Source organism: Mesorhizobium sp., assembly GCF_004962245.1.
Classification (GTDB): domain Bacteria; phylum Pseudomonadota; class Alphaproteobacteria; order Rhizobiales; family Rhizobiaceae; genus Mesorhizobium.
In genome coordinates, this window is record NZ_SUHQ01000050.1 from 1 (window position 1) to 21,814 (window position 21,814).

Consider the following 21,814-nt stretch of genomic DNA (forward strand, 5'->3'; position numbering starts at 1 on the left):
GACTGACGGCCTTCGTCCAATATCGAAGCCACCGCGGCCTTTGCCGGAGGGTTACCCGGCATAGGTGAGCTTGTCGACATTGGTCACCCGGTAGGCCGGGTTACAGCACAAATGCCGGCACACCGCCGAGCCGATGAAGCCGGCCCCTCCGGTCACCAGAAAATTCATGCCGCTCTCCTCACCGCAAACACTGTCGCGCGAACACTTCAGCGGCGGTGAACATCAGCGCCGAAGAGCTCAAGTGCCACCCGAATGCCTTTAGGATGCTGCTAATGTCGGCCGCAGTACCCAGCCTGCTACGACGAAATTTCGATGGGAACAAACAGCTTGCCACCGTTGTGGTCGACCTCGATCAATTCGTTCTTCTTGGCCAAACGGGCTGCAAATCCTTTGTGAAAGATAATGGCGTTCATGTAGGCAAACGTCATTGCAAGCGCTTCGGTCCGCAACGGGTAATCGACAAGTGAATGGATGAGAAGAAAAGACACCGATAGAAAAGCCGCCTTCTGAAGCGGGTCGCGGCGAACTCTGGCAAGTGCCGTAAAAAGCAATAGAAAATAAAACACCATTAGAAGGACTGCAATAACCCCTCCCTCTAAGGCTAATTCAAGATAATCGTTGTGAGCGTGGTTGACGTATTGCGCAAAAATCATCTCCTCCTTTTCGTATATCTGGTAGGCCTTTTGAAAATTCCCAAATCCAACGCCAGTCGCCAAATTTTCTTTGATTCCATCAATAGTGGTACGAGCAAATTCTCCTCGCCCGAAATCCGGATCAACCGCCTCGGCATCGATCTTCGTCCACGCGCCTATCGTGTAGACCGAAAGCCCTATGAAAATCGCCAGAATGCTCAATCCACTCGCCCTGGAACGCGCTGAAAGAAAGACGATGGATAGGACGGTGATCGCCAAGCCAATCAGAACACCGGCACGCGAACCGGCGGCCAAAAGCAGCAGCAAAAGCGTGACTAGTCCGAGCGATCCAGACAAGAGGTATCCGCGGAACAGGCCGTAATAAACGACGAAGGGAATAGAAACAAAAAGCAAAGCCGCAAAATGATTCTGGTTGGCAAAAAGCCCAGCATTGATCGTAAAAGGCAACAATCCCTCTATGGCGATGTCGTCAGAGAGCGAATATTGAATCGCTCCCGCCAAGCCATTGCAGACAACGCCCATAAAAAAGAACGGCAAAAGCGCGTGGACCTGCTCGGTGCGCAAACGCAACACGCTCAAGAAAAACGCTGCCGAGCCAACCAGATACAACAGACATTCGATCGTCCGTCCAACTCCGACACTGACGAAACGAAATCGGGTTTCTCCAACCGGCCAAGGGTCTGCGAGCAACAGCTCTGGTCGCAATCCATTGAATATGGCAGCAGGCAGCGGGACGATTTGTAAAATCACCAATGCCACAGCGAAGATAAGCAGCCATAGAATAGACCGAGGGATTCTCTGGCCAGATGTCTGTGAAAAGACAGCCGCGGCCGAGATGATTGCCGCGACCTCAATCAGCGTGTCCGTATAGAGGCCGCTTGCAGTCCCTCCGCCGATCAGCAGCGATAGAAACAGAACCGATCCAAGGAGATATTTATCCCATTCCGAGGGTCGATCGCTCAAGATGAAAGTCTCTCGATGCTCAATTTGTGCATTACCAGCGTACCGACATATCGAAAGCGCCAGCTCTCGGCAATGGCGGCAGTCTCCAGTCTCAGCAGTTGCATCGGGCACCCGGCCGATCCAACCGAAAAATCCCGGCTCATGGCCTGACGATTGTATGTACCCTCCGGAATATCGAACCGCGCTATTTCGCCAGCTGGCCCCATGCACCTGATCGACCAGAACAATTCCTTTGGAAGCCTCAGGTTTCTTGCAGAGGCAGTCAGAGAAATCCTGTACGAGCCAGGAGGCAGTTCAATATACTGCTGAAGAGCAGCGTTCTTGACAGGCGTATTAAAGAAGCGGACCGTCGCCCCACTTTCACCTTCGACCGAATCTTGGGACTTTGCAAACGTCACTTCCAGTCCCGACTGATCGCGGATTTGCCAGTCGAAAGGCTTGCCGCTGGGTACCGGTTCAAAGGTACTATTGAAAATGTATCCACCCAGCTTCCGTTCTTCATCAGACAGGCTGAAAAGAAACAACCGATATGCTTGGTCATATTCCTTCTGACGAATATAACCGTGGATCACATAGGACAATTCGCTTGAGTTTGGTGGCGCGATTGATCCAGCTAAATCGAGCAGCAGCCGATTTGCGGAGTCAAGCCCCTCGGGAGTTTTGCCGAGAGCCACGAACAGACTGCTTCTCCACGGCGCCTCCGCCTTGATGGCTGCCAGCACAGCCTGATATCCTTCGGGGCTTGCGAGGATTGTCGGCAGCCCCTCGGCGACAGCTGGAAATTGTCCCGGCCAGCGCCGTAGCAATATGTCGATCTCGCCTACGGCCTTTGACAGATCGCCTTTCTCGATCGAGTGGCCAATGGACCTCTGGAGCGCGTGGATTTCGGTCTTGGATAATTTTCGAGCTCGATCGAAGAACTCATAGGCTTGGTCTTTTACGCCCTGCCGGTATTTGATTTCGCCAATCAGGCTGTAGAGCCGTGCATCTGCCACATCAAATCGAAGCGCGCCTTCGGCCTTGGCGAGCAATGCATCGAGATCAGGCGTATCGCTTGCATCGTTCAGGTTGTCGGTGATTTCGCTTATCAAGGCATTGACGTTCAGCGGATCCAGCGCAAGGGAAACGGCTGGCGTCTCGGTTTCAAGAAGCCGACTTAGCCCGATCGACGAAGCCGCCAACGCTAGAACGGATGCGACGAACCAAACGCCTGAACGCCTGAGATTTTGCATAGGCCGGCTGGTCTGCTCCGTCATCGACTTTGCCCTCAATTTTCGGGGTACTCGTGCCGTAGTCGTAATACTGGTAGTTCATATATTTGTAGGCGTAGTTGTAATCGAACTTGTTCACCGCAAACTTCGACATCGCAGCTCCAACCACATTCGCGCCGGCAGCGCGCATGCGTTTCAGCGCCGTCTTCGCCGACTTGCGTGTCACCTGATTGGTAGAGATGACCATTAATGTACCCTCGGCAAGGCGGCTGAGGATGGGCGCATCTGAAAGGCCTACAACCGGCGGGGCGTCGATTATGACAAGATCGAAGCGCTTGCCGAGATTGGTAACAATCAGTGCCATCTTCGGCGAAGAAAGCAGGTCCGCAGGGTTTGGGGGGATCGTTCCAGAGGTCAGGACGGTTACGTTGGGATATTTCGTCGCCCTGAAAATACTCGCCAGATCCTCCTTGCGGACGGTGTTCGTCAGCAGATTGCTCAGTCCGATCGTGTTGTCGAGACCAAACAGCCGATGAAGGTTCGGCTTTCGAAGATCTCCGTCGACGATGAGAACTCGCGCACCGAGCGCCGCAAAATCCTGCCCCAGCTTGAACGACGTGGTCGACTTGCCTTCCGAGGGTTCCGAACTCGTGACCAGCAGTGATCGCGGCGCACCTTCGGCGCCGGAGAACTGCAACGACGTTCGAAGCGACCGGTAGGCTTCGGACAGTCCTGATTTCTGATCGGCGATGCTGGTCATGAGTTCTCGATCATCGACAAGCGGCAAGATGCCGAGCATCGCCAATCCTAGTTCTTTTTCGATCTGCTCAGGATTGGTAAAGGTGTTGTTCAACAACTCGATGATATAAATAATTGACGCACTCATAGCCATGAAAAGAGCGAAAGCGATCGCAAGATTGATGCTCAGGCGCGGAGAATAAGGACTATTAGGCTGAGTCGCGAAATCGACGATCGCCGCACTTTGTGTCTTGAGTTCAGAGCTGACACCGACCTCATTAAGCTTGGAAATAAGATTATCATATTGCGACCTGTTCGAATCAACCTCGCGCTTCAGGATCGTGTATTTGATGTTCTTGTCGTTGAAGATAACCTGCTGCTTCTCCATCTCGGCGAGTTTGGACCGAAGGTCAGCCTCCTTGTTCTGAGCCTCCTGGTATTTTTGCCGCAGCGAGTCAGTTATAGTCAAAACGCCATTGTTATAAAGCCGTTGCAGTTCCTTGATCTGTGCCTGAAGCTGCTGCATTTCTGGGAAGCCAGGTTTCAATATGCCCAACTTCTGCTGATACTGGCTGGTCAAATCGGCCAATTTGTCGGTGATCTTCTGCAGACCTTCGCTTTCCAAGACTGGGCCGAGGCTCGACCCGCGACCTTTGTCTATCTGGTCCACCATCCGTCCGGCATCGAGACGTTCCTGGATTGCTGTCGCCAGCGCGGTATTCAGAGCCTCGATGTTCGACCCTATCAGCGATTTGTCGTCGCCGGTTATTGTGATGCCTACATCCTTTGCATAAGCGACCAGATCCTCTTCGGATTTCTGGAGCTTTTGCTTTACCTGCAAAACCTGTTCCTGGATGAACTGCCGTGCCAGATCGGACGTCTCGCTGGTCTGATCAACGCGTTGGTCGATAAAGCTTTGCGCGACCTGATTGGCTACATCACTTGCATATTTCGGTCTCTGGTCGGCAAACGTAATCGACAGCAAGCTTGTGTTGGTCACAAGATTGACCGTGAGGTCATTCAGAATGCGACCGATTGCAATCCTCTCACGTTCCTCGGGGGTTTTCTCTTCAATGGAAGGCGATTTGGAAATTCCGAACGCACGATAGAGGATATTGCTAAGCGAGAAGCTCGGCGTCGGAAACAGGAAGTCCGGCTTTTCGCTGAGTCCCAGTTGGAACACCACGCGTTGCGCCAATGCACGGCTTTTGAGCTTTTCACGAGCGGTTTGAAAGGCCCGCAGGTCACTGCTTTCAGAAACCACCTCAATATCCTGGAAGACTTTGGCCGAAGGAACCAACACTTCCAATTGCGCTGTTGCCTGATATTTTGGCGTCTGCATCATGCTGACGACGACGCCGGCAACCAGCCCGGCTGCTGCCATCATGACGATCAGCCACCGATACTGGACAACGTAAAACAGCAGTCTGAGCGGATTGAATCCCTCGTCCTGCTCCGTGTAATCGCGACCGTACGAGCTATAGTTTTGCGCACCGTCATAATACAGGTCAGGGGACAAGGCTTGGCTATGTCCTGGGCCTGCAATTTGATGCTGTCTGTTACGATCGAGCATGGTGCGAAGTAATCCTAGGTTTGTCTATGTCCTGAATTCTGACGGGCCATGGTCATATTCACGGGATCACCGCAATTCGGGCTGCGCTCGAGGCGACACCGAGGGCGTCCTTGAGATTGTTCAGCGCAATTTTCGATTTCGAGGCGAAGACGACAATCTTGTCGCCACCATAGATGCGTGGATTGCGGCTTTTGCCGGCACGAATTTGCTCAACATTGTAATTTGCGACCAAAGTATTTTGGCCGATGTTCCGGTAGACAAAGACCTTTCCCGCATCGCCAACTGCATTGAACCCTCCAGCGAGGGCGATCGCATCAATGAGAGAAGAATTGCTCGACACCGGAAAGATACCGGCCCTAACGACTTCGCCATCGACGGTAATGCGCTGTCCGATCGATTCCTTAACGTAGACCGACACATCGGGCGACTGCAGATAGTTGGCGCCGTAAGCCGTTTCGATTTCCTGCTCCAGTTGACGCACGGTCTTTCCCGCCGCGGTGACGGTTCCGATAAGTGGAAGCGAAATCTGCCCGCCGGCGTCGACTTGAACGGTTCTGTTCAGATTGTCGACCTGGAACACACTTACCTCGAGCACATCGTTCGGAGACAAAGGCTGCTCGCTGCCATCCTGCGTGTTCTGCGGTGCCGGCAGATCCTTTACAATCCGTAGAGCGCCGCCGCCCGAAAGCGGAGCCGACGCCGAAGTCAGTTGCAGCGCATCGACCGAAGCCGGCGAGGACGGTGTCGTTGAGGAGGTACTCGTGCAGGCAGACACCGTGATTGAAGCGAACAAGACACATAAGGTGCCCATATAGCTTTTTGCGAAATGAAAAATGCCCATCATGCGGTTCCGCCCTTCAACAAGCGACCCAATCCCGCAAAGCGACCAACGTTGCCAGGGCTAGGCTTTTTCGCGGGTGACTTTCCGACCGGATCGAGAGGCCGGTTCGCCAATATTTCGCCTGGACGTTTCAACACCATATTGCAGGCCTCGTCTTCCCCACATCGCTTCGCAACAACGGCGACAGCCTTCGAAAGCCCCGGCGGCCGGCGGGTGGCGCCATGGGTGTCCGATGCGATAATATCTACCCTACCTTCGTCAATCAGCTTTTCCGAGTAGTAAAGCGCCGTGCGTCCAAAAGCACCAACAATCGAGTCTGCCGTAAGCTGAACAAGGCAGCCGACTGCGTTCAACCTCTCGACAACATCGTAATTCGCCTTGATCCAGGTTAACCGCTCCGGATGGGTAAGAATCGGAACGAACCCGGCGTTTATGAGGCGCAGAGCAAGTTCTTCCAGTCTTGGCGGTAAAACGTGGTGCGGCGGCTCAAATAGAAAATAGCGAGACCTGTTTAAAGTCGGCACATTGCCGAGCGCCAATTGCTCCGGAAGATCGGGCGCTACATGAACGTCGGCACCAACATAAAGAGTAAGCGGTATCGCGGCGCGGCGTAATGCCTGGTCCAGCCCTTGGACCGCTCGGGCAATATTTGCCGATCCGTTTTCGTACATACCTGGCACGATATGCGGCGTACACGCCATATGGGTCGTTCCGTCGGCCACCGCCAGCCGCGCCATTTCCAGCGATTCGGCAAGACTAGGCGAGCCGTCGTCGAGACCGGGCAGGATATGGGAATGCAGGTCGATCATTGGCGTTTCCGGGTGTACCGACGCAACTTCGCCCCCAAAAAAACGGATGCGTCACCCGCGGGATTGCGAATGACGCATCTAGCAAGGTTACGCATTACGGTAGATGCCAGGTCCAAGCCACTCGCCGACAGCGTTGCCACAACCATGCAAGCTAAGATCAGCGCTACCGCGCCATCAGCCGCAGCGTCGCTCAGTTGGCCGAAACGACTCACCCAAGATGAAGCGCACTCTGCTTCCACTCAAGTCATAGAGCGGTCTGGTTAATGAATCCCATCAACATCTCCGGCTCTAGCCGGCGCGCCAGAACTAAGGCGCACAGGGGATCGGCGAATGCAATACAACAGAGGCAGTCACATGCCCCTGCTGTATTGCCTTAACTGCGCCTAACGGCTGACAGCGCCGCCCTCGTCATCATCCTGCGTTGCAGCAAGGATACCGGCTGCACCAGCCATGCCCCCAAAAATAAAGAGCGGGGTGTTGGACCGGGCGCCGCCCGGGGCAATCTGGCCCGTATGTTCAGGGCTCACACCAACGGCAGCCGTCTGTTCGGAGCCCACGACCTTCAGGCAAATATTGTTCTCGACACGGGAAATGTCGAGGCTTGAATTGGCGGGCACATCCAGGCTGCAGCCACCGACATTGACGGAAGCCGATCCCCTGGCACCGACTACCACACGACTGCCGAAATCCAGAGCACCTCCCGCCTTGGCAGGACCATAACCAGCAGCTTGCGAAACCATTACGTCACCATCGGCGCGCCCGATGGAGCCGATCGAACTCGCTGTTCCCTGGTAGGTTGTCGTGCAGGTGCACGGCGCATCCTGAGCGAAAGACGAAACCGGGCCGAAACCGATCGAGGCGATAAATCCGGCCAATACACTTTTAACTATAAGGTTCATTCGTTTCGATCCTTTTTGTCCCGCCACACCTCAGCCCCGCCTCGATCACCGATGGTACGGGTCAAGCGCGTAACAGCTTTTCGCTTTGATTCCAACCAGTTTCGCACATGCGAAATGACTTTTGTTTCCGCTGTGTTTCATTGGTCACACCCAACTTGGCAGATTTTTAATCTGCCATTTCACTGCCGGACCCCTCTAGAATTATCGGAAAGGCAGATCTACTTCCTGGCCTTTGATGGCGGCCATCGCGCCATGCTTGGTACATGGATTATGTTCGACTGTGTTTGACGTCGGGCGTTATCGCACATCTTGCCCTTTCGTTTTATGACGGTCGCGTGTCGTGGCGACGGACGCGGGGGCAGTTGGCGAACCCTCGAGCTACGAGCCCGATAAGCAGGTTTTGTAGGTCGAACCCGACTGCGCGGGCTGTCCGCACAAAATACCAGTCTCGGCAAGTTTCGCGGCCAAATCCGTGCCATCGGACGTGAGGCATTGCACGACGATAGCATCACCAAACTTTGAGGCGACATTGCCGTCGCAAGGCGTCCCTTTGCCGACCGGCTTGCAGGTCAGGGCTAGCCCTTGGTAGTCCCGGCGCACCGCCTCCGTTACCATGGCACGCATGGATCGTGGCTTGGTAAACGCCACGCCGCACAACACAATCTTGCGGCCAGCGACACGAAGGTCATCGACTGCCTGGACGGAAAGCTTGCCATCAAACGGCTCAAGCACCGCTTGCGCCTTGGGCGATTGCGAACGAACAGGCGTCCCTTTTTTCACGATGATGGTAAAGAAGCCAATCGCAAACACCAAGGCAACAAGTGTCAACAAGCCTATTTTCTTGAACGACAAAAAATTCTCACTCCCGCCGCGGGCCAAGCACGCGTTTCTGTCACCTCTTGCGGAAACGTCCGCACGACCGCACCGTTGATAGTGGCTGATGCCCGATGTTGGTTCGAAACCCTACGTTTGGCTTGAAAAACATCGGGCCATTTCAATCGAAGAGATTTTCTATTCCGTCAACCGTTCCGCCGCCGGAAATCGGAAACGATTTTCGGAAAGAGCCACGCGCAGGGTCAAATGTTAGAGCGTTCTTATGCGTCCAAAAGACACTTGGCGCTCTACCGAGATTCACCGGGGGTGCTGTCCAGATATTGCGTCAGCGCACAGACCAGATGATAAAAGATGCTTGCCGGCACATCGGTCGCCAGCGAGCGGCCACGCTCGTCGATCCGGTCTATCCACAGGCCGAGCGGCGCCGGATTGATGTGCCAACGGAACAGGCGACCGACACGCGCTTCGATCTCGGGCTTGAGGTCGGGGCCACCAGAACCGTCCAGCGCAATCGCCGCTTTGATTGCTTCGGCCTGCGGCCAACTGCGCGAGACACGGTCGAGCGGCAAGCCTTGCCGCGAGACGGCGCCATAGGCGAGGCCGGTGGCGCGATTGAGGCCGTTGGCGATAGCCGAGGCATAGAGCTTTCTGGCAAAGCTGGTTAGTTCGCTCTGGCCGGTGCGCCCTGCGAAGTCGACCAACAGCGAGGCCCATTCGAAATGGTGGCCGGGTTCCGTCCACGCACCCTTCTCGCCCTCCGCCGGCCTCCACTCGGCGTCGAAATACTCGCCCAGCGTCCAGCTTTCCGGATCGAAAAAATGGCTACGGAACAGATCGACGATGCGCGCGGCGCGGCGAAGATAGGCGAGCTCGCCGGTCGTCTGATGCCAGGCCAGGAAGGCCTCGAGCAGATGCATGTGTGGGTTGGAGCGGCGATCGCCCTCGCCGCTCGACGTTTCGAGAAAACCGGTCATGCGGTGATCCTCGAGATGCGCGTCGAGGAACGAAAACGTCTCTTCACCAAGCCGTAGTGCATCGGGATTGCCGACCATATGGGCATGCGCCAGCGCCAGGAGCACGCAGGAATGATCGTAGGCATCCTCGGCGGCGTCGGCGACCGTGCCATCGACGTTAAGCGTGCGCACCCAGCCGCCGTTGTCGGTACGGCCGTTCCTGTTCATGAATTCAATACCGTGGCTGATCAACCGGTCGGCAGGCCCGTCCCAGCCGCGCGCCTTGGCGACAGCGAAGGCATAGACCTGCCTGGCCATGGTGCGCATGCGCTTGGGCTTCATCAGCGGTGTGGCGTCAAAGCCGAGCGCCTCGTGGAAACCGCCATGACGCTCATCGACCCCGACCGTGGACCACAGCGGCACCGTCTCTTCAAACAGCCAGTGATGAACGCGCCGCCGCCAGGCGCCGCTTTCGATCACGCGGTCGTCGGCGGGCGTGAACCTGGTTTCCAGCCGGCCGCTCTTTTCGAGCTGTTCGACGATCTTCTTGACGTTCTGGCTGCGGCTGACTGGGGCGACGAATGTGGCATCGGCGGTCGAGACGATGGCAACGTCCTTCAAGCCGATGGCTGACAGCAAGCGACTGTCGCTGCGGATGTAGGAGTTCTCGCAGTCGATGGCGACGACATCGCCGACGATGACGTTGCCCGCTTTGTCGGAGGGACCGACGTCGAGCAGCGATTGCCAGGAACCGAGGTCGTTCCAGCGGAAGCCGGCCGGCACCATGGCGATGTCGCTGGCGCGCTCCATGATCGCATAGTCGATCGAGGTCGAGGGAATGGCAGCGTAGAGCTCCAGAGGCATGTAGAGACCGGAAAGATCCGAGGTCGCTGCCTGGTAGGCAGTTTCGACGGCCGTCCATATCTCGGGTTCGAAAGCCATGAAGGCATCGCGCATAGCGCTGGCGCGAAACAGAAAGATGCCGGTGTTCCAGTAGAAATTACCCGCCGTCAGGTAATTCTGCGCGGTCGCGAGGTCCGGTTTCTCGACGAAACGTGAGACATCGCAGATGCCATCCTTCTCGCCGGCGACCTCGATATAGCCGTAACCGGTCTCGGGGTGGCCAGGCTTGATGCCGAATACCACCAGCCGGCCCGCCCCCGCCGCGCCGGTACCGTTTTCCACGCTCTGCCAGAATTGCTGCGCAGTCGCGATCTCGTGATCGGACGGCACCACCAAGATCAGGCTGTCGTCATATTCGGACAAGGTGCGCAGGGTCGCCAAGGCAACGGCGGCGGCGGTGTTGCGACCGGTCGGTTCGAACAAGGGGCCGCCGCCAGAAAGGTTGAGGCCGGCGAGATCGGCGTGGACGCGGTCGGCGTGCCGCTCCGAGGCGATCAGGAAGACCGGCGTTTCGCCTTCCGGCCGCGCCGTCAGCCGGCGCAGCGTCTTGGCCAGCATCGAGCCATCGCCGGAAAAATCATGGAATTGCTTGGGATTGTCCTCGCGCGACAGCGGCCATAGCCGTGAGCCAACGCCGCCGCTCATGACAAAACTGACGATCCGCTCGGTCATTGGGTGACACCTCTGACATTTTCAAACAAAGCTAGGAGCGCCGCCGCGTAGTCTTGGCGTCGCGTTTTTTGCCGACTTTGCAGGACGGCGACACTGTCGCGGACAAAGCGTGGGCGCTGCCCGGCTTCAACGAGATGCTGGGCCAGCGGTTCCGCACTGTCGGGTGCGAAGAAAAGCGATTCCGGCGCCTGCTCGCGATGCAGCGGAATGTCAGATAGCAACATCGGCGTCCCCAGCGATTTCGCCTCCTCGACCGTGGTTGACCACCCCTCGAAGTGGGAAGGGTTGAGAAGATAGTCCGCGGCGCCGATCAGGGCTACGACATCTTCATAGGGAATCAATCCGAGGTGCCGGAAATGGCTTCCGAGCCGGTGCGTTTGCGCAAGCTCCATCAGACGCTTGAACAATGTCGGGTCGCGCGGATCCGAAGTGCGCCCCGTGAGGATTATCGGCGGCAAGGAGCCCAGCGCTCCTATTTTATCTATATGCCTCAACGCCTCTACGACCAGCCTGTGGTTCTTGTGGACCCAGAACTGGTTGGGGAGAAAGAAGAAACGCTCGGGCAGACCATGCGCCTGACGCGCCTCATCGGCACGCGCCAAGATGGCGCCTGGATCGAGATCGATCGCGAAACGGACGACGGCGGTCTTGTTGCGCGAGGCCGGATAGAACGTTTCGCAGTCCGCCAGCGCGTCCCCACTCGAGAGCATTATGGTGCGATTCCCGGACGTCTGCAGGCGATAGCCGAGATCCCTGCGCCACCAGGCGCGACGCGGAAAGAGGTGCGGCAGGCGACGGTGTTGAAAATCCGGAATCCAGGAAACGACCGGCACTGGAAACCGGTTGCCAAACCACTGGGCGACTTCAAAAACAACATCGATGCCTTGCGCAGCGACAATATCCGCGAAGGCACGGTCGCTTCCGCCAGCAAGTGCGATCAGCCCTCGTCTGCCAAGCCCGACGCCAATGACCTGGTCATCAACAACAGCGGGTGCCGCCAGCATATGATCGAAGGACGCGCCAATGCTTGAATGCTGCTCAGGTGTAAGAAACAGCTTCGCCTGCACCTTGCCGCGCAGTTCGGAGGCGATGACGCTCAACATGTTGCGCAGATAAGACTCGCCACCGGACCAGGTTCCGCGGCCGATGAGAGTGAAGCCGACGGTAATCAAGGTGCGGAGCGTCGCAAGCGATCGACCGGCTCGGCGAGAACGTTAGCGCGATACCAATCGACATAGCCGGCAATGCCCTTGCTGAGCGGCACCTGCAACTGAAGCCCCTCCGGAAGACCGGACGGATCAGAGATCAGGTTCACGGGATCGCCTGGCCTGGATTTTCCCGAAAACGAAAGACGATGATTACCTCCCCAGGCCTCCAAAACCATGCTGGAAATCGTTCTGACGGACGCAGGAGCGCCCGCACCGCCATTGTAAATGGCGAAGCGCGATTCGCCGGCAGGCAAGATGCGAAGGATCAACCGCACGACGTCAGAGACATGGTGCCAATCCCTCATTTCCGTACCCATGCCGCCAAGCACAATGTCAGTTTCGCCTGCTGCGAGCCTTCCGCAGAGATCCCAGAGCAGTTGCTTGCGCAGCCCTTCACCATAGACCGAAAAGAGGCGCGCCACCGAGATCGGCTGGCCATATGCAGCACAATATGACCGGCCAAGCTCCTCAACCATGCGTTTGTGATAGCCATAGGGCGAATAGGGATCGAGCGCAGCGTCGACCCTGATCGAACCGACATGCCCGCCGCCATAGACCGCAGCGGAGGATGCAAGAACGACAGGTGCATCGGGTGCACGGCGACGCAGGAAATCGAGGACATGAGCCGCGGAGACAACGCTTTGTTCAAAATCCTTCAGGGGATCGGCAATTGACTGGCCGACCGTCGCCCCACCCGCCAGATGATACACGGCTGACGGGCGGCCATGCGCCGCCAGAGCCGCATCCATTGTTTCCATGGTTACTCCACCGGAAAAAAAGATGCCGCCGGTCGCCAAAGCAAATCCGGGTGCCTCCTTTCGACCGAAGCCGATGACATGGCATCCCTTTTCAGCCAGGAAACGAGCGAGGTGCAGGCCGATGAAACCGCCGGCTCCAGTCACCCAGACAGGCTTTGCCTCCTTGGATTGTGTCAAGAGATCAGTCCTTCCCGTGCTTGTGGCAAAGGAAAGAGACAAGGCGCCCGGGCCGACGGTCGACCGATGCGGCGACCTTGGCGACAACTCCGAAGGGCACGGGAGAAAGAGCCAGGCGAACAACCGGGGAAACCGGACCAAAGACTTTGGCGAGCCTCTCGCGAATCTCAGATTCTGTCATTGGGTCATAATTCACGACGGACTGGAACGAGATCAATTCGCGATCGATCGTCAGCCCGGCCCCCTGGATCGCAGCGCGGTAGGCGGCTAGCGTAAAGGCGTTCTCTCCGCCATAGAGACGATGAAGCGGGTGAGCGCGCAGAAAAGGCTCGAGTTGCTGCGGCCCGGAGACCACATGGTCGCGCAACGACAGGACCGTCGCCCCGTCGCGAGAGAGACGCGCCATTTCGCGGCAGAAAGCCGGAAGGTCATGGGCATGATGAAGCACCTGCCGTGCGACGACCAAATCATAGCCTGCGGCGGACAACGGGATCGCCTCACCGAATGCTTCGACGACATCGATGTGCGTGCCTGTGCTTTCGGCAAGCGCCCGGATCGCAGCGGCACCGACGAGTGCGCTGGGATCAGGCTCGACAGCGGTTACAGACCACCCCTCGCGCGCCAAGGCGTAGGAGAGAATGCCGTTACCAGCGCCAAGATCGAGAACACGGCCCACCTTGCGCGGGATCATGCTGCGAACCGCGTTGAACTCCGCACTTTCGTGATAGCGCTGCGCGGCCACGACCGGATCGTCGAAATAGGCGGCGCGGGCGAGTTCCTTCATCGAAGGCTCGCTCATGCACCAGCGGACGGCGTCTTCCCAAGTCATGGCCGCTTCAGGCATCGAGAGAACCCATATGCCGGATCATCGGCGCCGGATTACCGGCAACAACTGCATAAGGCGGCACGTTCTTGGTCACGACGATCTCGATCTCCTCGTCAGATTTGTCGGATGCCCCACAACACCCGCCGCCAAGCCTCAACTTGACGAGTGCGACAGCGCTTCGGTCATAGGCTTGCATGCTTCGCCCGTCCACCATTCCAGATGGATAATTTCCAGCGTCGATCACGCTTCAGTCAGGAGGTTGTTCGAGGCGTCCAGCTAAGCTACCGTTTCGAGACTCGTCAAGTTCAGGTCACGAGAATTCGAGCGCGCGAACTTCACCCGCGCAAAACTCACCCGTTGCGACTACGGATACCGAGCATAATGTTTTTCAAGACACTATTCTGCGTGATATGCCTTCAAATCGGCTCCTGCCCCGCGACGGCGCAAACGCGCGCTCCGTTCAGGCTTTTCGAGGCTATGAATTTCGCCGGCGGGCCCGATTTCCGCTCGTTCGGTTTGGAGCATCTTACGATTGTGGATCCTCATGTTCTGGGGCCGGATGTTCCCGACTCCGGCCAGGTCCAGCAAGCGCTGGCAGTGCCGAGGAGCAACGAATACCTCAATATCGACATTGAAAGCTGGCCCTTGGAGGGTCCGGATCAAGCATCGTCTATCGCGAAATATCGGAAGACGCTTAGCGCGTTCAGAAAGGCAGATCCGAGCGTCAAGCTCGGCCTTTATGCTGTCTTGCCGATCAGGGATCATTGGAGGGCAATCGGCCATCAAGGCGCTGTTGAACTGGACGACTGGAAACAGCAAAACACCACCATCGCGTCCTCCCTCGTCTCTCATGTCGACGCGCTATTTCCCTCCCTGTATACATTTTACGGGGATAAGGACGCCTGGGTGGCCTACGCGCAAGCCAATATCGAGGAAGCACGCAGGATTTCACAAGGAAAGCCCGTCTACTGTTTTCTATGGCCACAGTTTCATAAGACTCTCGCCTTTCTGCCTGGCGACCTCTGGTATGCCCAACTGGACACCTGCAGGAGGCTGGCTGACGGAATCGTCATATGGGGTACCATCGCCAGCAATTCGCCCTATCGGCCAATGAAATGGGATGGAAAAGCAGAGTGGTGGCAGGCTACCTTGAGATTCCTTCAGGAACAGGGCAAGATTCCATAAAAATGAACTAAGGATCGAGCGTCATCTATACCAATTCGAGAAACCGCTCAAACTGCCGTTTCTTGCTGTATTCTTCACGAATCGCGCGACTTCCTGCCCAACCGATCTTATCCCAGCTCCCGCTATCCAATTGCTGTTCGATCCTATCCAATGCGTCCTGCGGTTGCTCGTAGACGATCATGGTTTCTCCGTCACGCATCGGCGCGGGATAATTGCCGGAATCGGATATCAGCAAAGCGCCGGCGCCCATCGTCTCGAAACAGCGCATGTTGCCACGGTCCGGACCTGCCATGTCGATCGAGGCGTTGACCACGACCTTGGCTCTTCCGAGTTCGGCATACATGGCGCGACCGAATACAGGAGGCGCACTGACATCGCGGATCGCACGCGGGCGGCGCACCGCCCTAAGCGGACCGAACCAGCCAAGCGGCGTTTCGGCGAGTGGCGTGTAGCGGGACAGGTCCAGATGGAAAACAACGTTGCGGCGGCTGGAAAGGCGCGCCACGGCTTCCAAGATCTGCCTTCGGCGTTGGTGATGGCGACTGTAGCCACCGAAGAAGAGAACATCGATGTCCCTGTTCCGATTCGCGGCCACGGTGTCGAGCTCCGGATCGTGAGCAGGAAAAAAGTGAGCCGTCCTGGCGCCCTGCTCTTCCCAAAGCTTTCGCATCGACGGGAAATTGCAAACGACGAGATCATAGCCGGAAAAATCGATCGTGCCTGGCGCAGCACGCCACGCAATCTTTCGCTTCACGTGCCCCGGCAGCCGTCGCACGAAAGAGGCATCGTAACGATATGGATCGAGATTGTAGAAGATGTCCGTCTTGTGGTGCTCGATCTGGGCAAGAAGAATATCGGCGAGCGATGCATCTTCGCCCAGCCCGTTTTCAAGCGCCCATGCCCGTTGCAGCGATTCGTCGTCTCCATTCGTAAAAAAGGCTTCCGGGCTGCCGGCGAGCGCCGGCAAGAGGATATGCGAGGCCCCATAGCGGTCGTTCAAAAACACTTGTTTCTGCGACTCGAACTCACGCACTCCCGCGACGAGTCCAGTGAGCCTAGCCCGATAGCTGGGCGATATCCCAGAATTTTGAAAAATTCGCATGGCTGGTTCCTGTTGGAATTTTAGTCTCGGGGTCTGGAGTGCTGATAACGATCAGTTGGCGGCCCGCGGGCGTTGAGCTCAAGCGACGGTCGGGGCAGAGTTCGACCATATGGATTGTGACGCTAATGCCAGTCGGAATGGGGCTTCAAACCTACCGCGCCAGCATACCGGTCGCGGCAGGACACACGACATCTAGTGGATTGGTTCCAACGCTTGGTGCCCGCGTTTGACTGCTGCAATGATCTCATTGGGGTCTGCTTTCCAGACGAATGGCCGCGGTTCGTGATTGTGCTCGATCATGAAGCGGTTGATTGCCGCCTGCAGGTCGACGACGGAGTGGAAGACGCCGTGTTTCAGTCTGCGTCGTGTCAGTTTGGCGAAGAAGCCCTCGACAGCGTTGAGCCATGAACATGATGTTGGAACGAAGTGGAAGGTCCATCGCGGATGTCTAGCCAGCCAGGCGCGGACCTTCGGCTGCTTATGGGTCGCGTAGTTGTCAAGAATGACGTGGACTGCCTTATCCTTCGGCAGTTGCGCCTCAATCACGTTGAGGAAACGGATGAACTCCTGATGCCGGTGTCGCTGCATGTTGCGGCCGATCACCGAGCCGTCGAGAACATTGAGGGCAGCAAACAGGGTGGCGGTCCCGTGGCGCTTGTAATCATGAGTCATCGTGCCACTCCGCCCCTTCTTTAAAGGAAGTCCTGGCTGGGTGCGGTCGAGCGCCTGGATCTGGCTTTTTTCATCGACGGAAAGAACAATGGCATGGGCCGGCGGCGAGACGTAGAGCCCAACGACATCGTGCAGTTTCTCGGCAAAGGCCTTGTCATTCGACAGTTTGAAGCTGCGCCAGCGGTGTGGTGCAAGACCATGCTCGTGCCATATCTTGACGACCGAAGAGGCCGCGATCCCCACCGCCTTTGCCATCGCGCGAACGGTCCAGTGGGTGGCCTCTTGCTTGGGCGTTTCCAGCGTCAGCGCGATCACCTGATCGACCAGTTCGGGATCGAGTGGCGCAATACCTGGCGGGCGGCTCTTGTCGCGCAAAAGGCCATCCACGCCTTCGGCCATAAAACGCTCCTGCCATCGCCACACGCAGGTCTTCGATTTGCCGGTAGCCTCCATAATGGCCACAGTTCCCAAGCCGTCATCGCTCATCAGAATGATCTTCGCCCGCCACACATGCTTCTGCGGCGAACCGCGCTTTGCCACGATGGCTTCGAGCCGGATCCTGTCGCTGGCACTGACGTCAAATGTAATACCGGTGCGCATGCCTGATCGTCGCACATGCGAAGACCGATGGGAATCCAATATCGGACTCTTTTGTCTCGATCAATCCACTAGTAAGCCCGAATCTCCAAATTTCGAACTTTGGCAAGAAACCCCTGATATCCATACCAAAACGATATCGTCAGAGCGGAAGTGACCCAGAAGAGCGAATTTCCCCACAGGCTGCCGCTTGCCAAGCCAGCGATCGCCTCCCTGATGAATAGGACGGCACTCAGCACTGCAGCGAGCGGAAATCTGCCGGACCGAATGATACCGACCGTCGATCTGAGTGCCAAAACTATGTGAGCCGCAAGCGGCAATGATCCGAGCGCCCCCACCGCCATCAGGGATTCAAGATAAATGTTGTGGGGATAGAAATTGAACCGCATCTCGACGGCATAACGTCCGAACAAGGGGTTTTCTAGAAACTGATTCCAAGCTCCAGCGAACAATAGGCTGCGTGTCGTTGTCGATTGATCGGTATCCAAGTCGATCTGCTGAAGCCTCGCAATGACAACGTCGACCAGCTCTACGCCACTGCTCACTAAAATCACTAAGGCGATGGCAAATGCCCCGAAAACAGCAAATACTCGTTTTGACCCCTTGAGCAACAGTATATAGATCAACATAGCCCCCGCACCGGCAATGTATGCTCCTCGTGATTTGGCAAAAACGACAATAAAAAATAGAATAGGTCCAAATATTACTGCTTGTATCGTTAATCTTTTCGTCTTTCCGATAATAAGGGCAAAATATATCAAAAACGCAAAAGCGGTGTGACCCATTGCAATTGGATTAATCTTATCTAAAGACATTCTGCTGCTACTACTAAGGCTGCTTGCCTCCAGTAGAATTTCTCTATTTAAATAGAGCCCAATTATGAAGGCTACGCAAAGCGTATTCATCGCGAAAGTCAGATCTACATTCTTTATCACCTGATCCATCGACGAGATCAGAAGCCCTGCGCCGACACCAGTCACCAGGAAAATGCTAAATACCATTCCCGGCCCGCCTGATATATTTATTGAGGAAAGGTATATGTTCTCTACGAGTCTGCATATATAGAATATAAAAAATATCTTCATTGGCAAAAGAGCAGGCGGCGACGATCTAAATTTTGAAGGAACCAGTAAGAAAGAGGCCAATGTTATCAGAGCAATGGCTGCCCTGACCAAGATCGATCCTAGACTTCCTTCCGGATCAAACCTATTTACTATGCCGGAAAAAGCATAGAAGCCGCAAATTGCAAGAGCGAAGGCTGTCGCAGGAGAGAACAAAATGCGTTGGTCAACATAATTTCTCAAACGCTGAAATCGACGATCAATCCCGCCTCGAGCGAAATCGGCAGATGCTTTGTAGTGAATGTTGACTCTCTGCATCATGAGACTAGTCGCACCTCACGGCAACCTCACACGGTGAAGTGTGCCACGCCGTGGACTCCGCGGGCTATGTTGCCTTTGGAAAAATAGGAAAGAAATTTGACGCCGAAGTGATCAGCCCAGAGCCGTAATATCTCCTGCTCGCCAAGCCGATGGATATCATCGAGAAACACCACGTAATCCGGCGCAAGGTTTGCCTCAAGCGCAGGAAGTGCGGGATAACGCGCCAATTCATATCCCGTCTTGTAGGCAGGCGGGCCGTCGACGACCACACAATCAATCGACAGATCCCGCACAGCCGTTGCGACGATCGCTTGATCATACCAACTCAGCCCATTTTTGCTCAAGGTGCAGGGTCCCAATGGCGCGCGAACGACTGTGGCGAATTCGGATAGATTCAACGCGGCGAGACGGTTCTCGACAAAACTCGCCCATTCTGCATCGGTCTCGAAGCTGACAATCCGGCCGCCAAGCCGCGACAGGATTTGGGCAATGTAGATTGTGGAAATACCACTTCCAAATTCCACGACTGTCTTGCGAGAATTGATTTCAATTTCGTTGAGCACCACCTGCAGGGCTGAAGGAAGCAGGGATGCGTCGGACCATGGCAAGTATGGCAGACCTAGCCGGGATAACTCTACCGCAGCTCGCGTATTGTTGGAAGCTTGCGCAAAGTGGTTCCACTTTGTCGAGATCCTGTTTAGCACCGTCATGCGCTCATAACTCCGCTTTGCTTTGGCTACTGAATATCGCCGCTTGTGGACACCCGCCACCGAGCCGGCAACCGAAGGGTCGTTGGTCTTTCCATTAGAAATGCCCAGTCAGGCGAAGGCACTTCGTCTCACATAGTTCAAAAACTCTTTGGGAGTTCGCCACGGCATGAATGCGGAGCGCGACATCATCACGAAAATGGGCCTCGTTCGGCGCGGGATCGCCAAAGTGAGATAGGAGGCCGTCGCATATGACACGAGTGTCGCAAGCGCGGCACCAACACTCCCATAGTGGGGAATGAGAAGGAAATTAAGAGCCACGTTAGTAAGCGCACCGAGGCCTTCGGTTAACATGAAGAATGTGGCGCCGCCTCCTATGATTGTCCATCTCGTGAAGGCGATCCGCATGAACAAGAAGGGCGCAGACAGAACATGGACCAGCAACACCGGAACCGATGGATCGTATTCAGTTCCGAAAAGAAACCGGATAAGCGGCCCGCCAAGCAAGAACATTGTGACAATCAGGCCAAGCCCCGCCAGCCACAAGACATCGAAGACGGTCTGAAGCTGCCTGTCGAACAAACCTTGGTCGGTTTTCGCGGACTCGATCAGCTTGGGAAACACACTGGCGACCAACGCGGCCGGCACAAAGTATGCAGCCTCGGAAAGGGTCGCTGCCACCGCATAGGTACCAACCTCTGCCGGCCCGGCCAGCCAGCGAAGCATAATCATATCGATTTTCAGGTAGACAATCGCAAATATGGATCCAAGGAAAAGCATCCAGCTCTCGGAGAGCAGCACCTTTGCCAATGCTGGAGAGAACCGCCATGTCGACAAAGGCGGACCCTTCTGCTGCCTGTAAAAGCGGAACGAGAGCATGGCCGCAATCAACACCTGGACGACATTTGCAGCGGCGAACGCCATCACAGCAGCCCCGATCCATACAAGCCCAAGCTTTCCCAGGCCGACCAGCAGTGCGGATATGCTGGAGGAAATGGCACTGTACCGGGCCTGAACGCGCGAATGAAACCAGAGGCCGAAGAACCCTGACAGCGACGCCACGGGTATGAAGGCCGCGGCCAAGAACAACATTGAACGCTCCGTCGAATGCACCCCGATAGACAGCGCGTAGACGACCAAACCCGCAGCTCCCAGCAAATGGCCGGAGAATTTCAGAACGAACACTGTGCCGAGTACGCGTGGCACGTCGTCAGGGCGGTTGACGATTTCTCGAATAACCAGTCCGTCGAGCCCCAGTTGCCCGGCGACCGCAAACAGCAGTGCCGTAGAAAACGTATAGGACAGCAACCCAAATTCGCTCGGCCCGAGATAACGAGCCACTACCGCCACCACTAAAAGCCCCACCAGACTCGCCAGCAGCCTGTCAGCAATCAACCAGAGCGAGTTTGAAATATACCTCCAGTATCGTCTAAACAGACTTGAAAACGTCCGGAAGGTTGTAAAAACCTTACGCACGATAAGGTTCGATCATATTTTTCACTAACCAGATGATCTCTTCGACTGATGTCCCACGAACCCTCTGCCGGGAGTTTCGCAAGGTACCGTTATAGAACGAAGCGCGGCCAGCAACGCATCGTGCGACGACGACTGTGACCAGAAGCCCCAGGACCCGGGCAACGACGTCGTCGACCATCATCGAGGCGCTGTTAAGGAAATAGCTCTTCATTCGATCGACGCGGCATGCGTGGGTGCTAGGTAACGTATGACTTTGCAGGGTACGCCGCCGGCGAGGCTATCCGGCGGGATGTCGGATGTAACGACGCTGCCCGCCGCGATGACGGAGCGCGCGCCAATCCTCACGCCTTTGAGGACGGTCACATTAGCACAGAGCCAGACATCGTCCTCGATCACGATTGGGGCAGAAAGAGTGCCACGCCCCGCCCGTCGGTCCAGATAATCGACAGCATGAAAGTCGGTATCGAAAATATTGCAGTTCACTCCAATCAGAACATTATTTCCAATTGCAATATTCTCGACACAAAAAATAGACGCTCCTGAAATCCCGACATTATCCCCTATAGAGATTTTTCCAGATGACCCGACGACCAACTGAGTGGGATGATTTATACCGGCTCGATTGAACCTGGATTTGCTGACGATGGTTACGCGATCTCCGATCTCGAGGACACC

Annotated in this window: 19 protein-coding genes and 1 pseudogene; 1 reads left to right on the forward strand and 19 read right to left on the reverse strand. The window is 56.1% G+C overall.

Features of this window, described 5'->3' with window-relative positions:
- Positions 1-54 precede the first annotated feature (54 nt).
- The 13 genes and pseudogenes from E5X88_RS31510 to E5X88_RS31570 form a co-directional block, all read right to left on the reverse strand.
- A pseudogene (locus tag E5X88_RS31510) lies at positions 55-168 on the reverse strand (NAD-dependent epimerase/dehydratase family protein); the annotation flags it as partial.
- A 128-nt stretch (positions 169-296) separates the two neighbouring features.
- Positions 297-1,616 carry an O-antigen ligase family protein gene (locus E5X88_RS31515; protein ID WP_292168084.1) on the reverse strand — a complete coding sequence of 440 codons (1,320 nt, stop codon included), beginning with the start codon at positions 1,614-1,616 and terminating at the stop codon, positions 297-299.
- A complete protein-coding gene (locus E5X88_RS31520) occupies positions 1,613-2,872 on the reverse strand; it encodes a hypothetical protein (RefSeq protein WP_292168086.1) in 1,260 nt (419 codons plus the stop codon). Before E5X88_RS31520 ends, E5X88_RS31515 begins: the two co-directional genes overlap by 4 nt.
- On the reverse strand, positions 2,760-5,138 hold the full coding sequence (locus E5X88_RS31525) for a polysaccharide biosynthesis tyrosine autokinase (RefSeq protein ID WP_292168088.1): 2,379 nt from the start codon (positions 5,136-5,138) through the stop codon (positions 2,760-2,762). The genes E5X88_RS31520 and E5X88_RS31525 overlap by 113 nt, the downstream gene beginning before the upstream one ends.
- A 58-nt stretch (positions 5,139-5,196) precedes the next feature.
- Positions 5,197-5,982, reverse strand: coding sequence for a polysaccharide biosynthesis/export family protein (locus E5X88_RS31530; protein ID WP_292168090.1), 786 nt, complete (start codon positions 5,980-5,982; stop codon positions 5,197-5,199).
- Complete coding sequence (locus E5X88_RS31535; RefSeq protein WP_292168092.1) at positions 5,979-6,788, reverse strand: CpsB/CapC family capsule biosynthesis tyrosine phosphatase; 810 nt, start codon at positions 6,786-6,788, stop codon at positions 5,979-5,981. Before E5X88_RS31535 ends, E5X88_RS31530 begins: the two co-directional genes overlap by 4 nt.
- A gap of 383 nt (positions 6,789-7,171) precedes the next feature.
- Positions 7,172-7,687: a hypothetical protein gene (locus E5X88_RS31540; RefSeq protein ID WP_292168094.1), complete on the reverse strand. Its 516-nt coding sequence runs from the start codon at positions 7,685-7,687 to the stop codon at positions 7,172-7,174.
- Between the two features lie 378 nt (positions 7,688-8,065).
- Entirely contained in the window at positions 8,066-8,539 is a 474-nt protein-coding gene (locus E5X88_RS31545; protein WP_292168096.1) for a hypothetical protein, read from the reverse strand.
- Positions 8,540-8,808: 269 nt separating this feature from the next.
- Positions 8,809-11,049, reverse strand: a complete 2,241-nt coding sequence (locus tag E5X88_RS31550; protein WP_292168098.1) for a mannose-1-phosphate guanylyltransferase/mannose-6-phosphate isomerase — start codon at positions 11,047-11,049, stop codon at positions 8,809-8,811.
- Positions 11,046-12,221 (reverse strand): glycosyltransferase family 1 protein, encoded by a 1,176-nt coding sequence (locus E5X88_RS31555; RefSeq protein ID WP_292168100.1) that lies wholly within the window; start codon positions 12,219-12,221, stop codon positions 11,046-11,048. The genes E5X88_RS31550 and E5X88_RS31555 overlap by 4 nt, the downstream gene beginning before the upstream one ends.
- Positions 12,218-13,192 carry an NAD(P)-dependent oxidoreductase gene (locus tag E5X88_RS31560; protein ID WP_292168102.1) on the reverse strand — a complete coding sequence of 325 codons (975 nt, stop codon included), beginning with the start codon at positions 13,190-13,192 and terminating at the stop codon, positions 12,218-12,220. Before E5X88_RS31560 ends, E5X88_RS31555 begins: the two co-directional genes overlap by 4 nt.
- 4 nt (positions 13,193-13,196) lie before the next feature.
- On the reverse strand, positions 13,197-13,934 hold the full coding sequence (locus E5X88_RS31565) for a class I SAM-dependent methyltransferase (protein WP_292168104.1): 738 nt from the start codon (positions 13,932-13,934) through the stop codon (positions 13,197-13,199).
- 94 nt (positions 13,935-14,028) lie between these two features.
- A complete protein-coding gene (locus E5X88_RS31570; protein WP_292168105.1) occupies positions 14,029-14,214 on the reverse strand; it encodes a hypothetical protein in 186 nt (61 codons plus the stop codon).
- A gap of 185 nt (positions 14,215-14,399) precedes the next feature.
- Here E5X88_RS31570 and E5X88_RS31575 point away from each other — a divergent pair, with 185 nt between their 5' ends.
- On the forward strand, positions 14,400-15,203 hold the full coding sequence (locus E5X88_RS31575) for a hypothetical protein (RefSeq protein ID WP_292168107.1): 804 nt from the start codon (positions 14,400-14,402) through the stop codon (positions 15,201-15,203).
- A 25-nt stretch (positions 15,204-15,228) separates the two neighbouring features.
- On the opposite strand, the gene E5X88_RS31580 is transcribed toward E5X88_RS31575, so the two are convergent.
- From E5X88_RS31580 to E5X88_RS31605, 6 genes are all read right to left on the reverse strand, one after another.
- Positions 15,229-16,236 (reverse strand): glycosyltransferase, encoded by a 1,008-nt coding sequence (locus tag E5X88_RS31580; RefSeq protein ID WP_366929981.1) that lies wholly within the window; start codon positions 16,234-16,236, stop codon positions 15,229-15,231.
- A gap of 261 nt (positions 16,237-16,497) precedes the next feature.
- Positions 16,498-17,577 carry an IS630 family transposase gene (locus E5X88_RS31585; RefSeq protein ID WP_292168110.1) on the reverse strand — a complete coding sequence of 360 codons (1,080 nt, stop codon included), beginning with the start codon at positions 17,575-17,577 and terminating at the stop codon, positions 16,498-16,500.
- Between the two features lie 68 nt (positions 17,578-17,645).
- Positions 17,646-18,956, reverse strand: a complete 1,311-nt coding sequence (locus tag E5X88_RS31590; protein ID WP_292168112.1) for an O-antigen ligase — start codon at positions 18,954-18,956, stop codon at positions 17,646-17,648.
- Between the two features lie 26 nt (positions 18,957-18,982).
- A complete protein-coding gene (locus tag E5X88_RS31595; RefSeq protein WP_292168114.1) occupies positions 18,983-19,666 on the reverse strand; it encodes a class I SAM-dependent methyltransferase in 684 nt (227 codons plus the stop codon).
- Positions 19,667-19,774: 108 nt separating this feature from the next.
- On the reverse strand, positions 19,775-21,139 hold the full coding sequence (locus E5X88_RS31600; RefSeq protein ID WP_292168115.1) for a flippase: 1,365 nt from the start codon (positions 21,137-21,139) through the stop codon (positions 19,775-19,777).
- Between the two features lie 207 nt (positions 21,140-21,346).
- A partial coding sequence (locus tag E5X88_RS31605) for an acyltransferase (RefSeq protein WP_292168117.1) occupies positions 21,347-21,814 on the reverse strand: 468 nt, incomplete at its 5' end.